General features: G+C 36.2%; 21 protein-coding genes and 1 other annotated feature. Of the genes, 2 read left to right on the forward strand and 19 right to left on the reverse strand.

What is annotated here, in order from left to right; translation table 11 throughout:
• Window positions 1–71: 71 nt before the first annotated feature.
• The 15 genes from thrS to BM121_RS13835 all read right to left on the reverse strand — a co-directional run bounded on the left by thrS (window position 72) and on the right by BM121_RS13835 (window position 17,623).
• Window positions 72–2,018: a threonine--tRNA ligase gene (thrS, locus tag BM121_RS13765; protein ID WP_091484226.1), complete on the reverse strand. Its 1,947-nt coding sequence runs from the start codon at window positions 2,016–2,018 to the stop codon at window positions 72–74.
• Between the two features lie 109 nt (window positions 2,019–2,127).
• Window positions 2,128–2,357: a binding site (T-box leader), on the reverse strand.
• 41 nt (window positions 2,358–2,398) lie between these two features.
• On the reverse strand, window positions 2,399–3,247 hold the full coding sequence (locus tag BM121_RS13770; protein ID WP_091484227.1) for a putative sporulation protein YtxC: 849 nt from the start codon (window positions 3,245–3,247) through the stop codon (window positions 2,399–2,401).
• Between the two features lie 93 nt (window positions 3,248–3,340).
• Window positions 3,341–4,276 (reverse strand): primosomal protein DnaI, encoded by a 936-nt coding sequence (gene dnaI, locus BM121_RS13775; protein WP_091484228.1) that lies wholly within the window; start codon window positions 4,274–4,276, stop codon window positions 3,341–3,343.
• Between the two features lie 10 nt (window positions 4,277–4,286).
• Window positions 4,287–5,657, reverse strand: coding sequence for a replication initiation and membrane attachment family protein (locus BM121_RS13780; RefSeq protein ID WP_091484229.1), 1,371 nt, complete (start codon window positions 5,655–5,657; stop codon window positions 4,287–4,289).
• 22 nt (window positions 5,658–5,679) lie between these two features.
• Window positions 5,680–6,153: a transcriptional regulator NrdR gene (nrdR, locus tag BM121_RS13785; protein WP_091484230.1), complete on the reverse strand. Its 474-nt coding sequence runs from the start codon at window positions 6,151–6,153 to the stop codon at window positions 5,680–5,682.
• A gap of 21 nt (window positions 6,154–6,174) precedes the next feature.
• Entirely contained in the window at window positions 6,175–6,564 is a 390-nt protein-coding gene (locus BM121_RS13790; RefSeq protein WP_091484231.1) for a cytosolic protein, read from the reverse strand.
• Between the two features lie 333 nt (window positions 6,565–6,897).
• Complete coding sequence (gene speD, locus BM121_RS13795) at window positions 6,898–7,275, reverse strand: adenosylmethionine decarboxylase (protein ID WP_091484232.1); 378 nt, start codon at window positions 7,273–7,275, stop codon at window positions 6,898–6,900.
• A 230-nt stretch (window positions 7,276–7,505) separates the two neighbouring features.
• Entirely contained in the window at window positions 7,506–8,111 is a 606-nt protein-coding gene (coaE, locus tag BM121_RS13800; protein ID WP_091484342.1) for a dephospho-CoA kinase, read from the reverse strand.
• 122 nt (window positions 8,112–8,233) lie between these two features.
• Complete coding sequence (locus BM121_RS13805; protein WP_091484233.1) at window positions 8,234–8,992, reverse strand: manganese efflux pump; 759 nt, start codon at window positions 8,990–8,992, stop codon at window positions 8,234–8,236.
• A 68-nt stretch (window positions 8,993–9,060) separates the two neighbouring features.
• Window positions 9,061–9,888, reverse strand: a complete 828-nt coding sequence (gene mutM / locus BM121_RS13810; RefSeq protein ID WP_091484234.1) for a DNA-formamidopyrimidine glycosylase — start codon at window positions 9,886–9,888, stop codon at window positions 9,061–9,063.
• 12 nt (window positions 9,889–9,900) lie between these two features.
• Window positions 9,901–12,540, reverse strand: coding sequence for a DNA polymerase I (polA, locus tag BM121_RS13815; protein ID WP_091484235.1), 2,640 nt, complete (start codon window positions 12,538–12,540; stop codon window positions 9,901–9,903).
• A 949-nt stretch (window positions 12,541–13,489) separates the two neighbouring features.
• Window positions 13,490–14,422: a protease modulator HflC gene (gene hflC / locus BM121_RS13820; RefSeq protein WP_091484236.1), complete on the reverse strand. Its 933-nt coding sequence runs from the start codon at window positions 14,420–14,422 to the stop codon at window positions 13,490–13,492.
• Window positions 14,412–15,428 (reverse strand): FtsH protease activity modulator HflK, encoded by a 1,017-nt coding sequence (gene hflK, locus BM121_RS13825; protein WP_245780808.1) that lies wholly within the window; start codon window positions 15,426–15,428, stop codon window positions 14,412–14,414. Before hflK ends, hflC begins: the two co-directional genes overlap by 11 nt.
• 120 nt (window positions 15,429–15,548) lie before the next feature.
• Window positions 15,549–16,928 carry a two-component system histidine kinase PnpS gene (pnpS, locus tag BM121_RS13830; protein ID WP_091484238.1) on the reverse strand — a complete coding sequence of 460 codons (1,380 nt, stop codon included), beginning with the start codon at window positions 16,926–16,928 and terminating at the stop codon, window positions 15,549–15,551.
• Window positions 16,928–17,623 carry a response regulator transcription factor gene (locus BM121_RS13835; protein WP_091484239.1) on the reverse strand — a complete coding sequence of 232 codons (696 nt, stop codon included), beginning with the start codon at window positions 17,621–17,623 and terminating at the stop codon, window positions 16,928–16,930. Before BM121_RS13835 ends, pnpS begins: the two co-directional genes overlap by 1 nt.
• A 647-nt stretch (window positions 17,624–18,270) precedes the next feature.
• Here BM121_RS13835 and BM121_RS13840 point away from each other — a divergent pair.
• Window positions 18,271–19,433, forward strand: a protein-coding gene (locus BM121_RS13840) for an IS3 family transposase (protein ID WP_091484240.1) whose coding sequence is annotated in 2 segments (ribosomal slippage) — window positions 18,271–18,553 and window positions 18,553–19,433 — 1,164 coding nt in all. Because the reading frame shifts where the segments join, the coding sequence is not laid out codon by codon here.
• A gap of 65 nt (window positions 19,434–19,498) precedes the next feature.
• Here the strand turns inward: BM121_RS13840 and icd are convergent.
• The 3 genes from icd to BM121_RS13855 all read right to left on the reverse strand — a co-directional run bounded on the left by icd (window position 19,499) and on the right by BM121_RS13855 (window position 22,588).
• Window positions 19,499–20,764, reverse strand: a complete 1,266-nt coding sequence (gene icd / locus BM121_RS13845) for an NADP-dependent isocitrate dehydrogenase (protein WP_091484241.1) — start codon at window positions 20,762–20,764, stop codon at window positions 19,499–19,501.
• 57 nt (window positions 20,765–20,821) lie between these two features.
• Window positions 20,822–21,937, reverse strand: a complete 1,116-nt coding sequence (citZ, locus tag BM121_RS13850; protein ID WP_091484242.1) for a citrate synthase — start codon at window positions 21,935–21,937, stop codon at window positions 20,822–20,824.
• A gap of 180 nt (window positions 21,938–22,117) precedes the next feature.
• Complete coding sequence (locus tag BM121_RS13855; RefSeq protein WP_091484243.1) at window positions 22,118–22,588, reverse strand: DUF441 domain-containing protein; 471 nt, start codon at window positions 22,586–22,588, stop codon at window positions 22,118–22,120.
• 95 nt (window positions 22,589–22,683) lie between these two features.
• Between BM121_RS13855 and ytvI the strand changes: the two genes are divergently transcribed.
• Window positions 22,684–23,808 (forward strand): sporulation integral membrane protein YtvI, encoded by a 1,125-nt coding sequence (gene ytvI, locus BM121_RS13860; RefSeq protein ID WP_091484244.1) that lies wholly within the window; start codon window positions 22,684–22,686, stop codon window positions 23,806–23,808.
• On the opposite strand, the gene BM121_RS13865 is transcribed toward ytvI, so the two are convergent.
• Entirely contained in the window at window positions 23,789–24,181 is a 393-nt protein-coding gene (locus BM121_RS13865; protein WP_091484245.1) for an FxsA family protein, read from the reverse strand. The genes ytvI and BM121_RS13865 overlap by 20 nt on opposite strands.
• Window positions 24,182–24,279 lie beyond the last annotated feature (98 nt).

The raw sequence follows: 24,279 nt of genomic DNA on the forward strand, positions 1-24,279 counted from the left end.
AAGAGAATAGTTCAATCTAATTCAGCCATTTTACTTAAAAACCCCCTATTAATCAAATAGAGGGTTCCATCTTATTTTTCTCGTAATGTTCTGTTTTGTATTTCTTCTACAATCATTTGCTTAAATGTATCATAGTCTACTGTTTCTGAGTCTTTTTCTCCATAGCGGCGGACATTGACCGCATTTGTTTCTACTTCTTTGTCCCCAACAATCAATGCAAAAGGAATTTTGGCTGTTTGTGCTTCACGGATCTTATAACCAATTTTCTCATCACGATGATCCACTTCGACACGTACACCGGCCATGCGTAATTCCTCTTCTACCTTTTTGGCATAATCAGCATGTGCATCCGAAGATACCGGTATAATTCTTGCTTGTAATGGTGCTAACCATGTTGGGAAAGCACCTTTGTATTCTTCAAGTAAGAAGGCAACAAAGCGTTCCATAGTAGAAACGACACCACGGTGGATTACCACAGGACGGTGTTCTTTACCATCTTCGCCGATATATGTTAAGTCAAATTTTTCTGGTGAGTTAAAATCTAACTGTACAGTAGATAATGTTTCATCCTTACCAAGTGCAGTTTTCACCTGAACGTCTAACTTCGGTCCGTAAAAAGCGGCTTCACCTTCAGCTTCTATATATTCGAGATTCATGTCATCCATTGTTTCTTTTAATAACCCTTGTGCTTTCTCCCACATTTCATCATTATCAATATATTTTTCAGTATCTTCGGGATCACGATAAGACAAGCGGAAGTAGTATTGATCAATACCAAAGTCTTTATAAACATTTTCCACTAATTGTACGACACGAATGAATTCTTCTTTTAATTGATCCGGTCGCGCAAAAATATGGGCATCATTTAAGGTCATAGCACGAACACGTTGCAAGCCTGCCAATGCTCCTGACATTTCATGACGGTGCATCATACCCAATTCAGCAATCCGTACTGGCAGATCTCGATAGCTGTGTAACTCATGGTTATAAATCATCATGTGGTGTGGGCAATTCATTGGACGTAAGATTAATTCTTCATTATCCATTTCCATTGGAGGGAAATTATCATCTTTATAATGATCCCAATGTCCGCTTGTTTTATATAATTCTTTACTACCAAGTATTGGTGTATAAACATGGTTATAACCGAGACGTTCTTCTAGATCAACAATATAACGTTCAATAGTACGACGTATTGTGGCACCATTTGGTAACCATAATGGTAACCCTTGTCCTACTTTTTGTGATACGGTAAAAATACCAAGTTCTTTTCCAAGTTTACGATGATCACGTTCTTTAGCTTCTTCACGTAATCGTAAATATTCGTCTAGTTGGCCTTGCTTTTCAAATGCTGTACCGTAAATACGCTGAAGCATTTTATTATTACTATCACCACGCCAATATGCACCAGAAATATTCAACAGTTTAAATACTTTAATCTTACTCGTCTGAGGTACATGGACACCACGACAAAGATCAAAGAAATCACCTTGCTTATAGATGGTTACTGTCTCATCTTCTGGAATAGCATCCAACAGTTCCAGTTTTAAGTCATCACCAATTTCTTCATAAATTGCTTTTGCTTCATTCCGACTGATTTCTTTGCGAACTATTTCCAAATTTTCATCAACGATACGCTTCATTTCTTTTTCAATACGCGGTAGATCCTCTGGTGTAATTGTCTCTTCCATATCGATATCATAATAGAAGCCATCCTCAATTGTCGGTCCTACCCCTAACTTGACATTGTCATAAAGACGTTTAATCGCTTGTGCCATAAGGTGTGCTGTCGAGTGTCTTAAAATATCAAGACCCTCATCTGATTTAATGGTAACAATCTCGATTGCGCCATCAGATTCTAATGGTGTACGCAAATCGTATAACGTAGCATCTAATTTAATAGCTAATGCCTGTTTTTTTAAACCTGGTGAAATAGATGCAGCAATGTTTTCACCAGTTGTGCCATGATCAAAAGGTTTTACAGTTCCATCTGGAAACGTAATATGAATCTTACTCATTTGTACACTCTCCTTTTATCTTTAAAACTGAAATGATAACTAGGGACGTTCGCATTTTGATTACTCTAATTTTCGTCCATTAAAAAACGCCCGTCCCCCTACGATAAAGTAAAGGGACGAGCGTTATACCCGTGGTTCCACCCAATTTTCCACACATAAAAGTGCAGCTCATTGTCAATCGATAACGATGATGAATCGCTACTAATTACTAGCAAAAGCATTCCTTAGTAGTGCTCAAAGGTGGTAATAGGATGTGGTTATACAGGAAGCTTTCAGCCAAGGCCTCCCTCTCTTATTCGTATGCCATACACACTATCATGTCCTCATCTTCGCATAATATATCTGTTATGCGATAATTATAACGATTGTCAACGAAAAAATCAAGATTCTTTTTCATCAGCTTGATAAAAAGGAAAGTAATCAGTTGGATAAAAAGAACATCTTTCTTGAAAAATAGTCATAACCGTATGAGTTCTCGATTCCGCTTGGTCCTCCCCATACATATAAATATGGTTTGGTGTCAACATAATAAGTGGTGAAATATCCCATTCCTCTTGTTCTAAACCGAAAATAAATAACGGAAACCGTGATTTTAATTCTTGTAAATCCTCTATTGTGTAGACTTCCCCATTATCCCTGTAAATCTGAAATCTTTCTCCTTGTACAACATGAACAACCTCTTCTTCCGGTGTCTTGCGCCTGACAAACTCTCTAATCGAATGAATAAAATTTTGATACTCTTCTTCTCTTTTATATTCATCTATTGCCATACCGACCATTTCCGTTAATTGGTCAATATAGAGATGTAATCTGAAATGAACAATGGAATCAAACCGGATAAAAGAAGCGTCTATTTGTAAGGAGAAAATCGTTGTTAATGTATCGCGCAATTCATGTTGATGGATTCGATCCTCGTAAACAGATTCATCTTTCTCTAATAAAGATCTAGCAATGGCTGTTATTCTTTCGATCTCCTCTTGACTTGAAAAATAATACTTCTTCATTAGTATATGTTGAATCATAGATAGTTCCCGACACTGAATAAATACCATACTTAACAATGGAGCAAGATGCTTCTTCGTTTCATCCCAATTCAAGTCTTCCAAGAGATTGAGCTGCACAAGATTTTTTTTGGTCCGTTTTCGTGTAGCTTTCCAACTTTCATCTTGTTTTGCTAATTGATAAAACACATCTGCTTCATTGTCTTGCTCAAAATATACTTCTAACACATATCATCACCCTCACCACCATCGGACTGATATATTATATGGGTGATAATGAAAAAAAATAACCTCTGTCCAAGGATTAGACAGAAGTCATGGTTATTCATTCGTTCGATAACGATTAGTTAATTCGATTGGTTTACTCAACTGGGTAATCCGTTCAATAATCCTTCCCGCTTTAATGGTCTCTACGTCTCCTCTGTTGGACGTTGATAAGTGATCCTCTAATTGTTCTAAATTATAGTTGGAAGTAAAGAAAATAGGTAACTCTTCCATCATTCTATATTGCAGGATAGCGCCTAGCACTTCATCACGGAACCAAGGAGATATGGATTCAGCCCCAATATCATCAAACATTAAAACCTGTACCTTTTTAAAGCTTTCGATCTTTGATTGAAAACTGTTGTTTCCAATGGAAGCCTTTATCTCTCTTACAAACTCTGGCATGTAAATGATATCTGATTGAATGTATTGTTTTTTGAGCTCGTTAGCAATAACCCCAAGAATATAAGATTTCCCTGTTCCAAAAGGTCCATGGATATATAAAGCTCGGCGGAATTCCCCTTTGGAATAGTTTTGCACAAACTCAATAATTTCTCTTACAAGATCTTTGCGTTCATAAGAATTACGGTCCATATTTGCTAAGTCAGCTTCTTTAATCTGCTTTGGTATATATAAACTGCGAACCAATGATTCTTTTTCGAGCTGGGCTTCTTCATGGACTTTATTTTTACATTTCTCATATCTTAAAGAAATATCTTTGCCATCAATATCCAAATGGGGCGTATAGCCTTTTAAAATATTTTTACAGCTTTCTAAGTTAGGACAATCAGCACAATTTTTTGATGCCTGTTGATACTCGTAAAGTTTCATTAAATTGCGATTAATATCCTGTTCATCTATTTCAACATGCTCGCTTAACTTTTGCTTAATTTCCCGGTCATTGATAACCTTATTCCGTTGCTCGGTAAAATTATCTTTTATTTTTTTATTATCATTCATCCATTTTTTCATGGCAGATTGAATTGGTTCCATGATTATCACCCTATTCTTCATTCGCTTGCTGTGCTAAATATTGTGCAAGCATTTCATCCGCTTCTTTAGCTATACGTTCTTTGTCTTCTGAAGATGTTTCTTTCTTTGTCTGTTGTTTGGTTTGTTGTTTCTGTTTTTTATACCAATCCGGAACAATGTCCTTCTTGGTATTTTTGTATGGCGATCGTTGCTTACTTTGTGAATTAGTTGTCCATTGCTGATATTTCTTATTTTCAGACTTCGCAAGAGTCATAGCTTGTCTTACTGTTTTTACATTTTTTCGAGCCCAGTGACTGGCTATTTTCTCCAAATAGCTTTTAGAAAGTTTCATATCTGTTTTTAATAAAACATAATGGAGTAATACATTCATGACACCAGGGTTTAAACCCTGGCTTGTCATAACCTCACTGACCACTTTTAAATCTTGTTGTGACGCCTGGTTTCCATCTGCTAGATCTACTAATAATTGTCTTGGCGATATGTGTTCTAGCATCTCAATAAATTGTTCTTCTTTCGATTTCGTTGTTGCTTGAGATGATTTGTCAGGTAACTTTTGTTTATCAGAACTAACTTGCGTAGACACTTGCTTTGGCGATCCACTAATAAGATCCATACAAGCATTCTTGAATTCCTCTGTTTGCAATTGATTTTCGTCGTTTATGGACCAAATCAATGCTTTTTCTATATCTTGATTGTGCAAATCATACGCAACATACATCTGATTGATTAACTTCCTTGTTGCTGATGTTAAAATGGATTGAACCGGCAACATCCGTTGTGTTAACATTTGCTCTAACCATTCAAAATCAACTTTTTCCTGTATTGGTAATTCAACCGCAAACTCTTCTGCCTGCAATTGTGATGGATTTGGTTGTTGATCAACAAGTTGAAACACTTCCTCAAATTGCGCAGTCGTTTCTTTTTCTACTTTCTTTTCACTGTCTTGTTTCACAAAAGCTTGTTTTACTTTTTTATACTTGTCACTTCCAAGCTGATGGTACAATAAGTGACTTAAAAAATCATTCTCAAAAAAACGAGCTGGTGATTGAGGTGGATGTAAAAGATAATGATAGCCTTTATGCTCTTCTTCATGTTCCTGTTCAAAAGTTTGTAATAGACCAATTGCTTCCAATTTCCTTCTTGCTCTGTAAATACGATCTAAAGGCAATCCAATGTAATTCATCAACATATGATGTGTTTGATAGTTAGATGATAGCGTCGACTCAGTGTACAGTGTTTGATAAAGGGATAGCGCATCAATCCCAACAAGAGGTTGATATAAGTGTGTTAATGCGTTGGTATAAGAAAGTGGTAATTCCTGAGATATTTCGACTATATATAATTCTGATGGTAGTATTTTTCCGATATCGCCAAGTTCCATATACATAGCCCCTTTCTATACATTACTCGTCCTTATCCTTGTTATCATGACGAATTAAGTCTTTTAATTCATCTAAGAACACACTGATATCCTTAAATTGTCGATAAACAGAAGCAAATCGCACGTAAGCCACTTCATCGACAGTCGCTAATCGATCCATTACCATTTCACCGATCTCATCACTTTGGACTTCTGATGTTCCTCGATTACGCAATTCCTTTTCAATTTCCACTGCGATATTTTCTAACTGTTCAAGCGCTACAGGACGTTTTTCACAGGCACGAATTAAGCCGCGCATTAACTTATCACGACTATACTCTTCTCTTGTGCCTTCCTTTTTAACTATAATTAACGGTACTTCTTCGATCCGTTCAAAAGTTGTAAATCGAAAATCACATGATTCACATTCTCTTCTTCGTCGAATAGAACGTCCTTCTTCAATTGGTCTTGAGTCTAAAACTTTTGTATTTTTATAGTGACAATGTGGACATCGCAATCTCAATCATCCTTCGTTGCATTATTCTTTCGTACCAATAAAGTCTAATTCTGTCTTTATTTTACCATAAAGTTTAGGAATTAATTTATGGCTATACCCAAAATCAAAGGGTATAGCAGATTCTGTTGTGGCAGAAATATCTATTGCCGTACGATAAGGTCTTACCATTATAATTGTCATAATGACAAACACTTTTCTACCTGCTTTATAATTAAAGCTAATTTCCCCATGTTCTTTAGAAATACCTACGATTTGGCATTCTTTCATATTACGGAAAAGTGGTTCTAATTTATCAAATGCTTTATCTTTAGTTGTTTTAAAATAGTGTGTTTGCAGGGAGGGTTCCCAGTGCTTGTCTCTCGTTTCCGAATGATTATTAAAATTCTTATTTAACGTGTTACGAAATGACATATACTTACACCTCATTATGTATTTTTGTTTACTTTTTATTGTAACATGTTTTTAAAAAGAAAACGATTAATCTTCATTAGAAACAGCCAATTACGTAATAATTGAATCCCACCTAAATGACCCCTTCCAAACATTTACAAAAATACACAACCCTTATCATTTCTGTTCTACTAAGTAGTCTGACAAAGCGTATCCCAGCGCACCATCAAAAAGGTGGAAGGATACAAATCCACGACAAGTTTACTGCGCAGTTTATATTTTTTGTACATCAATCTTTAAAAGTAAAAACCCGTTTCATTAGTTCTCGAAACGGGTGTCACGTTTTCATCCTATTTATTGTACTTTTATATTATTAATTTGGACAGCACCCATACCTCTTGGTACTTCCAGTTTTTCTGTCGATTTGGCTTCTAATTGCTCTTCAATATATGCAACCGCAACATTAGGGTCAATAATATCACCACAAGTATAAACATCAATACTCGCATAACCATGCTCTGGAAAACTATGAATAGTTAAATGAGACTCAGAAATAATAACCACTCCACTAACGCCAAATGGTGCAAATTTATGAAAAGCAACTTCTCTTACCTCAGCACCTGCTTTAAGAGCGGCATTAACAAATATTTTTTCAAGACGATCCATATCATTTAACATTTCAATATTACATTCCCATAATTCTGCTATTACATGTCTTCCCATTGTATCCATGAATTACTCCCCCTTTTCACAAATTCTTTTCGAATAACAATGCCTGATATGCCACGGGGGAAAGTTAGTCCAAAGAGGTCCTAACCCTTTAAGCATCCATTCGGTTGCCTTTATTCAAAAGTACATGATACATTGAAATGATTTAACTCTAAAGTATATGCAAAAAGATTATATCTACTTTTAACGACTTTGACAAGACATAAATAGTTCCATTCATATTTTCTACACATCTATTCAATTAATTCCCAGTTAATGAGGATGTTTTTTAATTGTTTTTCTGATTGCTCCATGGAGCCACTATTATCAATAACCTCATCAGCCAGATCCCGTTTCTCATCAATAGCCATTTGACTGTTCATACGATCTCTAGCTTCTTTCTCAGACAACTGATTTCGTTCCATAAGTCGCTGTAATTGGATATGTTCCGATGCATAGACCACAATCGTTTTCTCAACTAAGTATGTAAGATTATTCTCAAATAACAGCGGAATATCCATCACAATCGTTTGATTTCCTTGTCGAAGTAATTCTTCCTTTTTGGAGAGCATCTTATTTCGAACAGCTGGATGAACAATTGCATTTAATTTTTCTCTTTTATTTTGGTCCTGAAAAATAATTGCCCCTAGCTTCTTTCGGTTTAAAGTACCATTTTCTAATAATATATCCTCACCAAATGTTGCTACAATCTCTTCTAGCGCTTGTTCTCCTGGTTCCACTACCTCACGAGAAACAATGTCAGCATCAATAACAGGTATCTGATATTTAGCTTGAAACATGTTACTAATTGTTGACTTACCTGTTGCTATGTTACCTGTTAATCCTATAATCAATTTAATCATCCTTTTTACTGACAGCTTGTCCAAATATAACTTGCTTAAAGAGACTATGGCCTCAAAATAACGATACAACTGGAACATGCAATACAGCATACCCCAGTCGCTAAAAGTCAGTGTAATTTTTAAACTATTACCATTTTCCATATTCCAATGATAATGAGCAGGCACCCTGGGATAAAGGACATTTTCTTTAACCCCTTTATATTTGCGCAATATTTACCGACATTCACACCTAATAATAGAAATACAACTGTTATTAAAACGACATATAGGGGAGTGAAAATGGGAGAAGCCCCCAGCATATAAATCCCGATCCCCGCACCAAATGAATCTAAAGATAAGGCGATCCCAATCAAAAATGGTTCCACACCATTTATTTTTCCTGAGCGGTCAATATCAGCTGTCATCGGCTTCTTTAGAATTTTAATAAGAAAAGCGCAGAGCGCCCGTATAGAAACGTAGCGACTAGAGCGAATCAACTGAGATAAAGGAATCACGGTGAGTTTACGAACCAATGATGGCTTATCGTAGGGTGATTCGTGAAGTCGCCTAGTTTCTGGGCGATCGGAGCTAGACAGATTCCCACTTTCTTTCCTTATAAGAAAAGGTATCTCTTTCTTCTTTTTTTCCTGAAATAGTGAAGCTAATAAGATAACACCTACCGCTGCCAAAATAAATCCCCCCACTATTTCTGTGGAACGAATCGAGATGACAGAAGATAAGACCGAACCTGATAGCATTGATATTGCAAAGGCTATCCCGACCGTTACCGAGATTTTCAGCAACTCTCTAATTGGTAACGTCAATCCTCTTAATCCGTACGTAAAGGCTACTAAAAAGCTATCAATGCTAATTGCTATTATAAGTAAGGTTAACATCATCTTCTTTCATTACTCCTTCATATATCATTTCTGTATTATATGGAGTAATGAAAAAAGTTGTGAGAAAGTTAAATCGGTTGGCATGTTGGACAATAGTGCGTGCCTCTACCATTTACTTTTATTTTCATAATAATATCTTCACATTTACTGCAAGGACTATCATTTTGCGCATATACATTTAATTGCTGTTGAAACATGCCAATTTGTCCTTGAGAGTTGACATATGACCGAATTGTTGTCCCACCTTGCCTTACTGCATCCTGCAATGTCATAACAGCTGCTTGTTTAATTTGTATCACTTGTTCATCTGTTAAACTTGCACCTTTTATTAATGGATGAACCCCCGCTAAAAACAGTGTCTCATCTACATAAATATTACCTAATCCCGCAATAACCGATTGATCTAATAAAATATTTTTAATATTACGCTCACTTTTCTGAACTTTTTCTTTAAATGTTTGCAGTGAAAAATCAGCTTCTAATGGGTCTTTTGCTAATAAAACAAGTGGTTTCTTCGTTGTTTCCATTCCTTTTTCCTGTAAATGCATCGTTCCAAATTTACGAACGTCACGATAACGTAACTCTGTACCATCTGTAAAATGGAATATAACGTGTGTATGTGCCATTACTTCGTCATTGTGATCATACACACCATATTTCCCTTCCATTCTCAAATGAGAAACTATGACATGCTTGTCCAAATCAAACAATAAAAATTTGCCTTTCCTACGAATATCATGCATGGTTTGTCCTTGTAGAAATGTACTAAATTGTTCGACATCATCTGGCTCCTGAATGATCTTTGGCCACGACACATCAACTGATTCAACTGTTTTTCCAATCACTAACTGTTTCAACGTTTGTCTAATCGTTTCTACTTCAGGTAATTCCGGCATTTTCTAATCTCCTTACTTCGCATCATACCATGTGTCTCCCTGCTCGACATCAACTTTTAAAGGAACACTTAGTTCGATTGCATCCTCCATCACTTCGACAACAAGCTTAGTAATGGCTTCTAATTCATCTTCGGGTACTTCCAAAATCAATTCATCGTGTACTTGTAATAACAATTTTGCTTGGTAGTTATCTTTTTTCAATTGTTGATCCAACTCAATCATTGCTAATTTAATGATGTCAGCAGCACTTCCTTGAATGGGTGTGTTCATTGCTGTTCGTTCTGCAAAACTGCGTTGATTAAAGTTTCTGCTCGTAATATCAGGTAAGTATCTTCTTCTGTTCATAATCGTAGTTACATACCCATGTTGTTTCGCTTCTTGTACGATTTCATCCATGTATTCTTTCACGCCTGGATAGCTTTCCAAGTAACGTTTAATGAACGATTTCGCTTCTTTTCTTGTAATTCCTAGACTTTGTGACAAGCCATAGTCACTAATACCATAAACAATACCGAAGTTTACAGCCTTTGCTTGTCGTCGCATATTTGAAGTAACTTCTTCTTCCGTCACATGGAATACATCCATCGCGGTTTGGGTATGAATATCCTTATCTTGCTTGAAGGCAGCTTGTAATTTTTCATCCTTAGCAATATGTGCTAACACGCGTAATTCAATTTGCGAGTAGTCTGCCGCAATCAACTTCCAACCTTCAGTAGATGGGATGAACGCTTGGCGAATCTTACGCCCCTCTTCAATTCTTATTGGGATATTTTGTAAGTTAGGATCAATCGAACTTAATCTACCTGTTTGCGTTAAAGCTTGATTAAAACGGGTATGAATTTTATTTGTATCTTCATGGATTACTTTTAATAAACCTGCAATATAAGTCGAATCTATTTTTTTCAATTGACGGTATAATAAAAGCTTATCAATAATCCCATGTTTCCCTTGTAATTGCTCTAATACATCAGCTGCCGTAGAATATCCTGTTTTTGTTTTCTTAATTACAGGCAATTCTAATTTTTCAAAAAGAATGGGACCTAACTGTTTAGGTGAGTTAATATTAAATTGTTCACCTGCTAATTCGTAGATTTCTTTTTCTAAAGTGGCGAGACTTGCTTTTAATTCCTTACCCATATCAATGAGACGCTGCTTATCCACCTTTACACCGGTTGCTTCCATTTCACCTAAAACTAGGGCAAGTGGTAACTCCAAGTCAATGAGCAACTCTAATTGCTTGTTCTCTTTTAAGGCTTGTTCCATCTGTTCGTTTAATTGATATATCATATTCGTTTTACGAACAATATGCTCTTCCCATTGCATATTTTCTTCCGGTAAGCCTTTTTTCGCTCCTTTACCATAGACCTCTTCATCGAAACGAACACTTTTTTCTCCAAATCGATGGCTAATCGCTGGAATGTCGTGGTTATTCTCAGATGGATTAATTAAATACGACCCTAACAGAATATCAAACGCAATTCCTTTTATTGAAATCGATAAACGATTTAAAAGAACGGTAATCTTCTTAGCATCAAATACATATTTCTTCTGGCTTTCATCTTCTGCCCATTGCTTGAACACTTTGGACTTTTCGAGAACGGAAATTGGAATGAAATATTTTCCTTTGTGGTTCACAATAGAAGCACCAATCATTTTCTCTGTATGATATTTTTCATCGAGAATTTCAATTTCAAAAGCATCATGCCCTGTAAATACATCCTCTTTAATCTCCGACACATTTTCATATGTAATATCTTCTAATGATTCTACTTGACCTTCTTCTTCTGCATCCCCGTCAATGCGATTTAATAAAGACTGGAAACCTAAATCCAGGAAAATACCCTTCACTTTATGATCAGCATAACCTTGGTACACAGTATCTTCTGCAGCTATTTCAATTGGTGACTGTTGATTTATCGTCACAAGCTCTTTGCTCATAAAAGCTTCATCTTTATTTGCTTCTAGCTTTTCTTTTAACTTTTTCCCCGAGACTTCATCCAAATGCTCATATAAGTTTTCTACTGTTTCAAACTGATTAATAAGTTTGGCAGCCGTTTTTTGTCCCACACCCGGAACACCTGGGATATTATCAGATTTATCACCCATCAATGCTTTCAAATCAATAATTTGATCCGGGGTTACCTCCATATCTTCCTTCAATGTTTCTGGTGTATAGGTCATGACCTCACTAATACCTTTTTTCGTGAGTCGGACGTCGACTTTGTCTGAAACCAGTTGTAGTAAATCTTTATCACCTGAAATGACTTTTACTTGCCAGTCTTTTTCGTTTGCTTGATTGGCAATCGTACCAATAATATCGTCCGCTTCATAGTTTTCCAGCTGATAATGCTTAATGTTAAATGCATCTAACAGTTCTCGTAAAACATGAAACTGTTCACTTAATTCAGATGGGGTTTTCTCACGTCCACCTTTATATTCCTTATATGTCTTATGGCGGAATGTTGTTTTTCCAGCGTCGAATGCTACAAGTAGATGGGTTGGTTGTTCTTCTTCCAAAATTCTTAATAACATGGTGGTGAAGCCATACACTGCGTTCGTGTATACGCCTTTATCGTTATTCAACAGTGGTAACGCAAAAAATGCACGGTAGGCGATACTGTTTCCGTCAATTAAAATCAGTTTATTCGTCATATTACCGATCTCCTTTTTGATTCTATACATTGCTTTTATTTTACCATGATTGGAAGAGAGAAGAAAATTTTGATCACTTTACTAAGGTGAAGACACAAAAAAACCGGAGTAGGGTTTCTACTCCGAAAAAAGTCTAACTTTTCGGGGTCACCTTAAAACCCACACGGTCCTTACCTTTAACTCAGATGGTGTGTGCTAGCTCCATGTAGTAATGTTGATATGTTTAAACAGTAATCCCCCGCTTCGGCTGCCCACTCCCCTTTCCGTGGGGTTTTTCCCTCAGCTAACTTTTTCGCGCAAAAACCGCTCGAAAAAGTGGATCTTCTGGAAAAACGATTCCCACAGGAGTTGAAGTGGGCGGCCTGCGCTGAATCATGCTCTACAACATGTGTCAGACCTAGAATTTTGGGTTATTATCCCTGTGGAAGTGCAAAGCTATGGCGTTGAAAATCACTAATAATGGTTATAAAACCAATATGCTTTTTCTGATATTCGTTGTAGAAAAAGATATAGCGGAGGCCAACCGTTTCGACTCCTAAGGGATTAGCATGATCTGAAGATCCACTTTTGCAGGAGCGAACTCCTCCTGCAAAAGTTAGCTGAAGAACATGCCCCTAGGAAAGCGAAACGGTCAGCCGCAGCGGTCGGCTTGCACAAACCATCTTTCAAAATGACAAACAGGCGAAGTACACATAATACTCCATCTGACTATCTATCCTTGCTTTTCTTCATGACATGTTTTTGAATCAACCTTTTCCTATCTTACTTGCCTATAAAGTAAGACTATGATCAGTGGGGGTTTTGACTCTCACTGATCATTAGTGAAACTTATCAGGGTGTTAGCGTCGTGATAAAAGTTGTGATACCGATGGTTACATGCTTTCCTAACGTACTAAAAAACCCATTTCCTATCCACTTGGATAAGAAACGGGCTAAAAATATCTCTAGTTTATTCTATATATCCTAACAACGTATCAGCATATGGTGATCCTTGTGGGATAATGATGGTCGTTTCATCATCAATTGTTTCTTTGTAGGATTCAAGTGTTCGATATAGCTGATAGAATTCGGGATCTTGGGAGAATGCTTCGTTATACATCTCTGCAGCTTCTGCTTCACCTTCTGCCCGGATTTCTTCTGCTTCCGCACTTGCTTTAGATAACATTTCCGTTACATCACGGTCAGCATTTGCCGTGATTCTACTTTTTTCCGCTTCCCCTTGGGACAAATATTGTTGAGCTTTTGTTTCACGTTCAGAGATCATGCGGTTAAAAACAGATTGTTCGTTTTCTTCAGGTAAATCCGTTCGTTTGATTCGAACATCATCTACCTGAATCCCATAGTTATCTCGTTCTAATAAAGTATTGACACGTTCCAGGACTCTTTCGTTAAGGGCCCCTCTTGTGCTTCCTTCATCATTGATAATTTCATCATAATCCATAGAACCTAGTTCTGAGCGAATGACAGAAAAGATAAATTCTCCCATTCTTGCTTCTGCGCCCATTTCAGTTCGGGCATTCGCAATCATAGAAGCAGGATCCGTAATTTCCCAAATCGCATAATTATCAATAATCATACGTTTCTTATCTAATGTATTAATTTCACGCTCCACTATGTCATATACTAGTTTTTTCTTTGGAAGTGTTGTGATCGATTGTAATATCGGTATCCTAAACTTTAGACCTGGTTCGTCTTTAATATCAACCACTTCTCCAAATTGGCGAACCACTTTATATTCTCCCTCTTTGACAACAAACATACTACTTGCAAAAACGATTAAAACGATAGCAGTAAGTAAAATGGCAAGACCAATTTTAATTAATCTTCTAATCTCTTTCGGTGTCATTTTCTTCATTTCATGGACATTATTATTATCTGTCATTATTATTTTCCTCCTCACTATCTTCAGTATCATCAGTATCTTCATCTGATTGATTATTATCGGAGGACTCTGTTGCTGGTGGTAATGTAGATGATGATGTATTTTCACCTAAAGGTAAATATTTCAACGTATTTCCATCATCATTCATAATATAAATATTTGCATCAGCCAAGACTTGATCAAGTGTTTCTAAAATCAGTCGCTGCCTTGTGATGTCTGGATTACTATCATATGCATCGTATAATGCGTTAAATTCCGATATGTTCCCTCTGGCAATTTCAATTCTTTCAATTTTATCTCCTTCAGCTCTTGAGATAATCGCATCTTTTTCCCCTTGGGCTTCCTCATAAATCTCATTGCGATATTTATCTGCTTCATTTTTCTTTGTATTCATTGTTTCTCGTGCATCTGTTACCTTCATAAATGCTTGGCGTACTTCTTCATTAGGTAAATCTACTTCTTGCAATTTGACATCCTGGATAGCAACTCCTACTTCATAATCTTCCATAAGAGTTATTAATAAGTCCAATACTTCATTCTCTATTTCTGCTTTTCCATCTGTTAATGCTTCGTCAATTGTTGAAGATCCGATAATACTTCTTAAAGAAGCGGAAGTAGCATTATAAAGAATTTGTTGTGGATCCTCTGAATTAAATAAGTATTTACTTGGCTCAATTATTTTCCATTGAACAACTACATCTGCTTGAAGAATATTTTCATCACCGGTAATCATCCGCACTATATCTGCACTTTCTTCTTGTTCCGGATCATACCCAAAATTCAAACTGAATGTTTCCTTTGATAATGTATCTACTGTTTGAATCGGCCATGGCAATTTAAAATGAAGACCTGGTTCTGTTGTTCCTTCCTCTGCTTCACCAAATGTAATTAAAACAGCTTGCTCTGATTCATCCACAGTATACCAGCTTGTTGCTGCAAATAGACCTAAGACAACTACAGCTATGACAATCCCGATCCAGCTGTAAATTTGTTTTAATGTCATCATATTTCCCCCTTCTTTACTTCCTCTGCAACTTTACCATACATTCACTACATACGTAAGATGTTACAAAAAAGTTTCATTTTCTTTACGAAAAAAAGTGGCAAAAGAATCTTCTCGATTCTTTTACCACTTTTTCGGTATTTTCACGATAAAACAGGAACCTTTTCCCATTTCGCTAGATACTGAAATCGTTCCTTGGTGTACTTCTACAATATGTTTTACTATCGCTAATCCTAAGCCAGTTCCTCCCGTGTTACGACTTCTTGCTCTGTCCACACGGTAAAATCTTTCAAAGATACGTTGTCTTGCTTCTTCTGGTATCCCAATTCCCGTATCTTCTACTTCTATTATGACTTCATTATCGTTTTCATCAACCCGCAAGAAAATACTACCCTCTTCAGCCGTATAATTAATGGCATTATACATTAAATTTAATACCACCTGTTGTAATCTGTCAGGATCACCGTGAAATGAAATATTTGGTTTTATTTCTTTTATAAACTGAAGTGATTTATTACTTGCTTGCTGCTCCATTAACGTCAAACTGCTTTGCAACCATTCGTCCACTTCTATAAGTTTGGTTGACAGCTTCATTTCTTCTTTTTCTATTTTGGACAATTCGAGTAAATCATGTACCAATGATTGTAAACGAGTACTTTCTTTTAAAATAATTGTTAAAAATTGCTCTTTTATTTCATCTTCTGCCATTTCATCTTCTAACAAGGTTTCAGCAAAACCTCGAATCGACGTTATCGGCGTTTTTAATTCATGAGAAACGTTAGCTACAAAATCTTTACGCATTTCTTCGACACGCTTCAAATCTGTTATATCATGAAATACAAGGACTGCACCTTTTAACTCTTTTACATCGTTAATAACAGGTGCACCAACCACTTCAAAATAGTGTTTTTCTCCATTTATGGATTTGGTAATATTACCTGTCATTTTTTCTTCGTACAAAAAAGTTTCCTGCACCACTTTATGGATTGCGTCATCTTGTAACACGTCATAATATAGGAATCCAATATAATCAACAGAATTTTTCCCAAACATTTGCATGAATTTCCGGTTAATCAAATGTACGTATCCTCTTTCATCAATTAACATCAATCCGCTTTCCATGTTATTCATAACTGTCTTCCATTGACTTCCTTGCATTTTTTCCTGGATAGACATTTCTTGTAAATTTCTAGCCAACACATTTATTGCATTACTTAGCTGTTGCGCTTCACCATGTGGCTTTACATATGTACGGGCATTATAATTTCCTTTTACAAGTTCATTAGTAACATTAATAGACGCTCGAATCGGACGAACATAGTTTTCAAACATATGATATATTAACACCAATAGAATAATAAATCCGATTATCAAAGAAAATAATACAAAAAATTGCTCTTCTTCAGAGGTAAGGGGTAAAATTACAATACCTATTAATATAAATACAGAAGCTGTCATTAAAATGTAACGATAAAACAGGTTCATTCGTTTTTTGACGTCCATTAAAATGGCTCCTCCATTTTATAACCAAGTCCTCTAATCGTTTTGATATAAACTGGATGTTTTGTATCTGGCTCTATTTTTTCTCGTAAGTGGCTAACATGCACATCTACAATTCTTGTATCACCGACAAAATCATAATTCCAGACAGCACTTAGTAATTGATCACGCGACAATACTTTACCTTTATGTTTAGAAAGATAGTGCAATAGTTCAAACTCTTTTCGGGTAAAGCTGAGAGCTTCCCCTTTTATCGTAGCTTCATATTGTTGTGGATAGATAAGTAGTTCTGAAATTTTAATAAACGGCTGGTCATCCGATCCTTCTTGTTTTCTAGTTCTACGCAAAATCGCTTTAATTCTTGCTACTACTTCCTTCGGGCTAAATGGCTTTGTTAAATAGTCATCAGCGCCCAGTTCCAACCCTAACACTTTATCAAATTCATCATCTTTTGCCGTTAACATTAATATAGGTGTTTCAATTTGCTTCTGCCTTAGAGCTTTACATACTTCTGTACCTTCCATACCTGGTAACATTAAGTCTAATATAATTAAGTCAAATTCGCCGGTAGCCGCTTTATGTAATCCCTCAGTTCCATCGAAAGCAGTATCCGTTTTAAATCCAGACTTCTCAATATTATATTGCAATAAAGTTACAATAGATTGTTCATCATCAACGATTAATACTTTCTCTTCCATTACAAAGCACCCCATCTTATTTTTATCTATATAACTTAATCATACATGGACGGGCATCTAATGTGAATAGTTCTACACAACAAAAATTGCAATTACATGTAAATTTTTCTTAACAATTCTTAATCTTCCTTTGACATTGCATCACCTTACCAGGTAAAAATCGCAACATGGCAAGTGTTGAACACCACTATGGAAAGGTACTTGTTTTACGCAGTTTAAAAACCGCGCAAAATTCCCTGATTCTGTTACGAAATAAATACAAACTGCACACTAATGAAAATTTGTCTTGGTATAACTTCCTCTCATTCTGATTTATGATGAGTGCTTGGAACGCTCCGGCAGAATACTGCACTTTCACCCGAGGGCACAAGTGCGATTTTGCTTAAGTAGATGTGCACTTTTGGCCAGCGGGTGAAAGGAAGTGTTCTCCGTTGCCTTGGACTAGCACTCATCTCTAACAGAATGGGAGGAAGGAACACAAAAGTTACTAAATAATTTTAGTTTTGTGTGTATCATTATATATATTTACTTGTTTGCACAAAAAGCACCGGGGAGTTTAAAATGGAGAGACCTAACTGAATGAGACAGAGGAAAAAGCACCCCCTGCGTCGTATATAAATTAAAACGACATTGGAGGTGCTTTTCTCATGGGAGAAAAGAAAAATGTTTACTCAGAAGAAGTGAAACGAAACGTAATTGAGATGAAGTTATCAGGGGAATATACAAATCGACAGATCATGGAGAAGTTTGGAATACGTAATAAATCACAAATTATGACCTGGATGAGGTGGTTTAGAAAGGGAGAGGAACATCGTCTTGGTCAACCAATTGGTAAACAGTATTCGTTCGGTAAGGGACCAGAAGAGTTAAGTGAAGTTGATCAATTAAAAAGAAAAATTGACTACTTAGAAATTAAAAATGAAATTTTAAAAAAGTACCAGGAAATCGAAAGGAGTTGGAACCAGAAGTAGTGATTAAACTAGTTGATTCTTTAAAAAACCTATACACTGTAAAGCTGATATGTGAGTGTATAGGGGTGCCAAGAGCCACCTATTATCGTTGGGTTCAAAAATCCTGGGGACCAACTGAGCTAGAACAACAAATTATCGATATCTGTAAATCCTTAAAATACCGTGTTGGTCATCGTATGGTTAAGAAAATTTTGAAAGGAGATCATAATATTCTTGTGAATCGAAATACGGTTCAAAGAATCATGCAAAAGTATACGATTCAATGTCGCGTCAAACCAAAAAGAAAAACAAGATTTGCTGGCGAAAGTAAGTGTATCGTTCCCAATGTATTGGAACAGAATTTCAGGGCAGATGGACCAAATCAAAAATGGGTTACTGACATTACCTACTTACCTTTTGGTGACTCTATGATGTATTTATCCACGATTATGGACTTATATAATAACGAAATTGTTGCTTATCGAGTTAACCATACCCAAGCAGTAGAACTCGTATTAGATACATTGAAAGTAGCATGCAATGGGCGTGAAACGAAAGGACTGATTCTTCACAGTGATCAGGGATCGCAATATACATCATATGCTTTTCAAGGTTTAGCCGAAGAAAAAGGCATTATCACAAGCATGTCCCGCAAAGGCAATTGCTTTGATAATGCCGTCATTGAATCCTTCCACTCCACCATAAAGTCGGAAGAATTCTACACACACCAAAAGGTGCATCTCACAAACTCTATTGTACTAGAAAAAGTGGAATCTTACATGTATTATTACAACTATATACGACCGTTTTCAAAATTAAACAGCCTTTCCCCAGTTCAATTCAGGGCAAAGGCTGCATAGGTGCTTTTTTTCTTGTCTCATATTACTAGGTCAGTTCAAAACTCTCCGGTGCTTTTTTTCTCTAATTAGTCCATATTTTTGATTAGCTCATCAGCAAATTCTGATGCTTTCACTTCTGTTGCGCCATCCATTAGACGCGCAAAGTCATATGTTACAACTTTTGAACCGATAGTTTTGTCCATAGACTTAAGGATTAATTCACCAGCTTCTCTCCATCCTAGGTGTTCAAGCATTAATACACCAGAAAGAACAACAGAAGAAGGATTTACTTTATCAAGGCCAGCATATTTTGGCGCAGTGCCGTGTGTTGCTTCAAAAATAGCGTGTCCTGATTCATAGTTAATGTTTGCACCTGGTGCAATACCGATACCACCAACCTGTGCAGCTAGTGCATCTGATACATAGTCACCATTTAAGTTCATTGTCGCAACAACATCAAATTCTTTTGGACGAGTAAGAATTTGTTGTAAGAAAATATCCGCAATCGCATCTTTTACAATGATACGACCAGCTGCTTCAGCGTCTGCTTGTGCTTTATCTGCTGCGTCACGGCCTTTTTCTTCTGTAATCTTGTCATATTCTGCCCATGTGAATACTTTATCGCCGTATTCTTTTTCCGCTAGTTCATAACCCCAGCTTTTGAAGGCACCTTCTGTAAATTTCATGATGTTACCTTTATGTACTAGAGTAACACTCTTACGTCCTTCATTTATTGCATAATCAATTGCTGCACGTACTAGTCGATTTGTACCTTCTTGTGATACTGGCTTCACACCGATACCAGATGTTTCAGGGAAACGGATATTTTCAACACCCATTTCATTTTGAAGGAAGTCGATTACTTTCTTCGCCTCGTCGGATCCTTTTTGCCATTCGATACCTGCATAAATATCTTCTGTGTTTTCACGGAAGATAACCATGTCTGTATCCTCAGGACGCTTAACAGGAGATGGTACACCCTCAAACCAACGCACCGGGCGTAGACAAGTAAATAGATCTAATTTTTGACGAAGTGCTACATTTAAGGAACGGATACCCCCACCGATTGGTGTTGTAAGAGGTCCTTTAATCGCAATTTTATATTCACGGATTGCATCAAGAGTTTCTTCTGGTAACCATTCACCAGTTTGGTCATATGCTTTTTGACCAGCAAGAACTTCTTTCCACTCAATTCCTTTTTCACCGTTATAAGCTTTTTCAACCGATGCTTCTAGTACACGGCTAGCTGCTGCCCAAATATCTGGACCAATTCCGTCCCCTTCAATAAAAGGAATAACTGGTTTATTTGGTGTTTGCACAACACCATTTTCTACAGTAATTTTTTCACCCATAATTCAAATTCCTCCTAGATTCATTAATATTTATATCATTTTCAACAAAGAAAATGGTTAACGTTGATTGATATCCACATACACTTGTTTTTGTGGACCTACGTATTCAGCACGTGGTCTGATTAAACGGTTGTTCTCATATTGTTCTAAAATATGTGCAATCCAACCGGAGAAACGACTCATTGCAAAAATTGGCGTGTAAAGATCATGTTTAATCCCTAAACTATGGTACACCGAAGCGGAGTAGAAATCAACATTGGCTGGTAAGCCTTTTTCCGCTTTAATATAATCTTCAATCTTCACGGACATATCATACCATTTTTCCGTCCCATGAAGTGCTGTTAATTCTTTCGACATTTTCTTCAAATGTTTCGCACGCGGGTCACCATTCTTATAAACACGGTGGCCCATACCCATAATTTTTTCTTTATTTGCCATTTTTTCTTTTACAAATGGAATCGCATTATCTACTTCACCTATTTCAAGCAACATTTCCATAACTTGCTCGTTGGCACCACCGTGAAGTGGTCCTTTAAGCGCACCAATTGCAGCAGTTATTCCTGAATAAATATCAGATAATGTAGCAACACATACACGCGAGGTGAATGTAGATGCATTTAATTCATGATCTGCGTGAAGCACTAATGCCTTGTTAATAGCTTCCACTTCTAAATCACTTGGTTCTTCTCCATTCAGCATATAGAGGAAGTTAGCTGGATAGCTTAAGCCTTTTTTCGGCTGTATGATACCCTTTCCATCGCGAATGCGTGAAAAAGCAGTTACAATAGAAGCTACTTTTGCTTGCAGTCGAACAGCTTTACGTTTATTTGCCTCATCAGTCATCTCATCAGCTTCAGGATCATATAATCCAAGTAGTGAAACAGCTGTTCTTAGCGCAGCCATTGGATGAACATTATGTATATCATAAGAATTAAAATGTTCTACTACTCCATCTGGTAGTGTCATATTTTCAAATAAGTCTTTTTCCAGCTCAGCTAACTCTTCTTTATTTGGAAGCCTTTTATTCCATAATAAAAAAACAACTTCTTCAAAGCTAGCATTCTCTGCCAAGTCATCAATCGTATAACCGACATACGTAAGCTGGTCATCAATAATGGAACTTACTTTTGACTCTGCTGCTACTATCCCTTCAAGTCCTTTCGTTGTAGACATAACATCCCTCTCCTTTTCTTATCCAAATTGCTTTTACTTCTATCCTCAAAAGCGATAAAAATAATGGTGCTTTTGAACATCCCCAAGCCTATTATAAACAAACAAAAAAAGATAGTAAATGAAAACGATTAAAATTTATCATATAATCTTGTTTTCTTTCATAGCTTGTATTACCTTTCCTTACTTAAGAAATGGAAGTGCATCAAGCATTCTGATAATAACATATGCTATTCCCGCACCGATTAATGGACCTACTGCAACACCTTGAAACACTACAACAGCGATAATCGTTCCAACTACCAGTGCAGTAGTAATTTCGGGATCATTTGCTAACAATGAAAGCCCATATTTTGCTATGACTGCTACGAACATACCAGCAATAAGTGCAACCCAAGCATGGTAAGATTTTACACTTTGTAATAAGTCTTTCAAGCCTATATCACCGTTTGCAATCGGAATCAGAACAGCAACCGTTATGATGATGACACCCCAGCCAATTCCTTTATCTTGTATGTATGGAAAAAGTTTATCATCAATTTTTAATAATTTCATTCCAAAAAGTATGTATACAGCTACCATAATGGCCTGGTTTTTAGCAATGTATCCAAGCAAAAATAATATGAGTAAAAAAATCGTTGAACTACTAAACATTACACGTCCTCCACTGCTTTCTAGCCAATGTTTATCTTATCACAAAGTACTTACTTTTGAAAAAAATAACCTCTGATTCCAAAGGAGATTTTAATGTGCTAACCAAGCAAATGATATTAAGGATCTTTTACCTCATTAGTATTCTTTCGCTGCTTTTATTTACTATATATCTGATTATCCAATTTTTATTTCCATTCTTTTTGGCTTGTATATTTGCTATTCTTCTATATCCAGTTATTCAATTGATGCATATTCATTTAAAAATCCCTTATGTAATCAGCTGTCTATTAGGAATATTAATTGCTATCGTCAGTACCATTTTATCGCTTTTTTATATCGGTGTGGAATTTTTGCAAGGAATTATTTATTTAACGAAATGGATTCCGGATAATCTCCGCTTTTTATTGGAACAGTCCATTAACCATTTTAATCAATGGATACAACCACTCATTCAAAAAGCGAATCAATATATCCATAGTCTGCCTGAAGAACAGCATTCTATTATTGATGAACAATTAGCCGAAATCAGTATAAGTATTGCCGATCAAGTTGCCTATTTATTAGAAATAATATTGAACTGGCTTGGAAACCAAGTATCCAGTTTACCCGGATCTGTTACTATATTAATATTTTCTTTCTTGTGTACTTTTTTCATTTGCAAAGATTGGGACAAGTTCTATCTATATGTTTCGAACAAAGTCCCTTTATCATACATCGAAATTGCAACAACTGTTTCCAAACAAATAAAAACAAAGATCATAAGATATTTAAAAGCCCAATTATTACTTATTTCTATTACTTTCATCATTATTTTTCTGGGCTTAAGCATATTCCAAATTAAGCATGCTTTTACCATAGCTCTTTTGATGGCTATAGTAGATCTGTTACCTATTTTAGGAACTGGGATTATTTTTGTACCTTGGAGTTTATATTTGTTTATGATGGGAGAATCGACATTGGCAATTTGCTTGTTTTCCCTTTATTTATTCGTTATTCTGCAAAGACAAATATTGGAGCCCAAAATCGTTTCCAATGCTTTAGGGATTCATCCTATCTTGACGATCTCAGCCATCTATTTAGGCTTTCAATTATTTGGTGTTAAAGGAATATGGCTAGGTCCTGCTATCCTGTTTGTCGGAAAAGCATGTAGTGAAGCCAAGTTGTTCTACATCATTTGGCAATACATTAGGCATAATCGCATTAACGTCGATAAATCGTGAATTTTCCACTATTCAACCATTTACGAGCAATGTTTTGAAACATATTTTTAAATGGTCTTCTGGTAAAAGGAATTAACAGACAAAACCCGATGAGATCTGTTATAAACCCTGGTGTTAGCAGAACGACTCCACCAATCAATATACAAATACCATCAAATATAGATGCTTGTGGTGCATAACCCATGCTCATTGACTCTTGTGCTTTTCTTAACGTTTCTAACCCTTGATGTTTAGCAAGCCAAGCACCTATTACTCCAGTAAATATAATCATTATAATAAGCCACCACGGCCCTATATAACCACCGGCCCAAACAAAAATACCAATTTCTAACGCAGGAACTACCAAAATAAATAATAGTAACCATCGAAACATACTCATCACCCTTTTCAGATAAAGAAAAACTAAATTTTCTTATACTATTAACCTTAAAATTCTATACTCTCTAATAGTGTAAAAATAGAGAAGAAGGC

The sequence above is a fragment of the Gracilibacillus orientalis genome, assembly GCF_900114645.1.
GTDB classification, from domain to species: Bacteria; Bacillota; Bacilli; order Bacillales; family Amphibacillaceae; genus Gracilibacillus; species Gracilibacillus orientalis.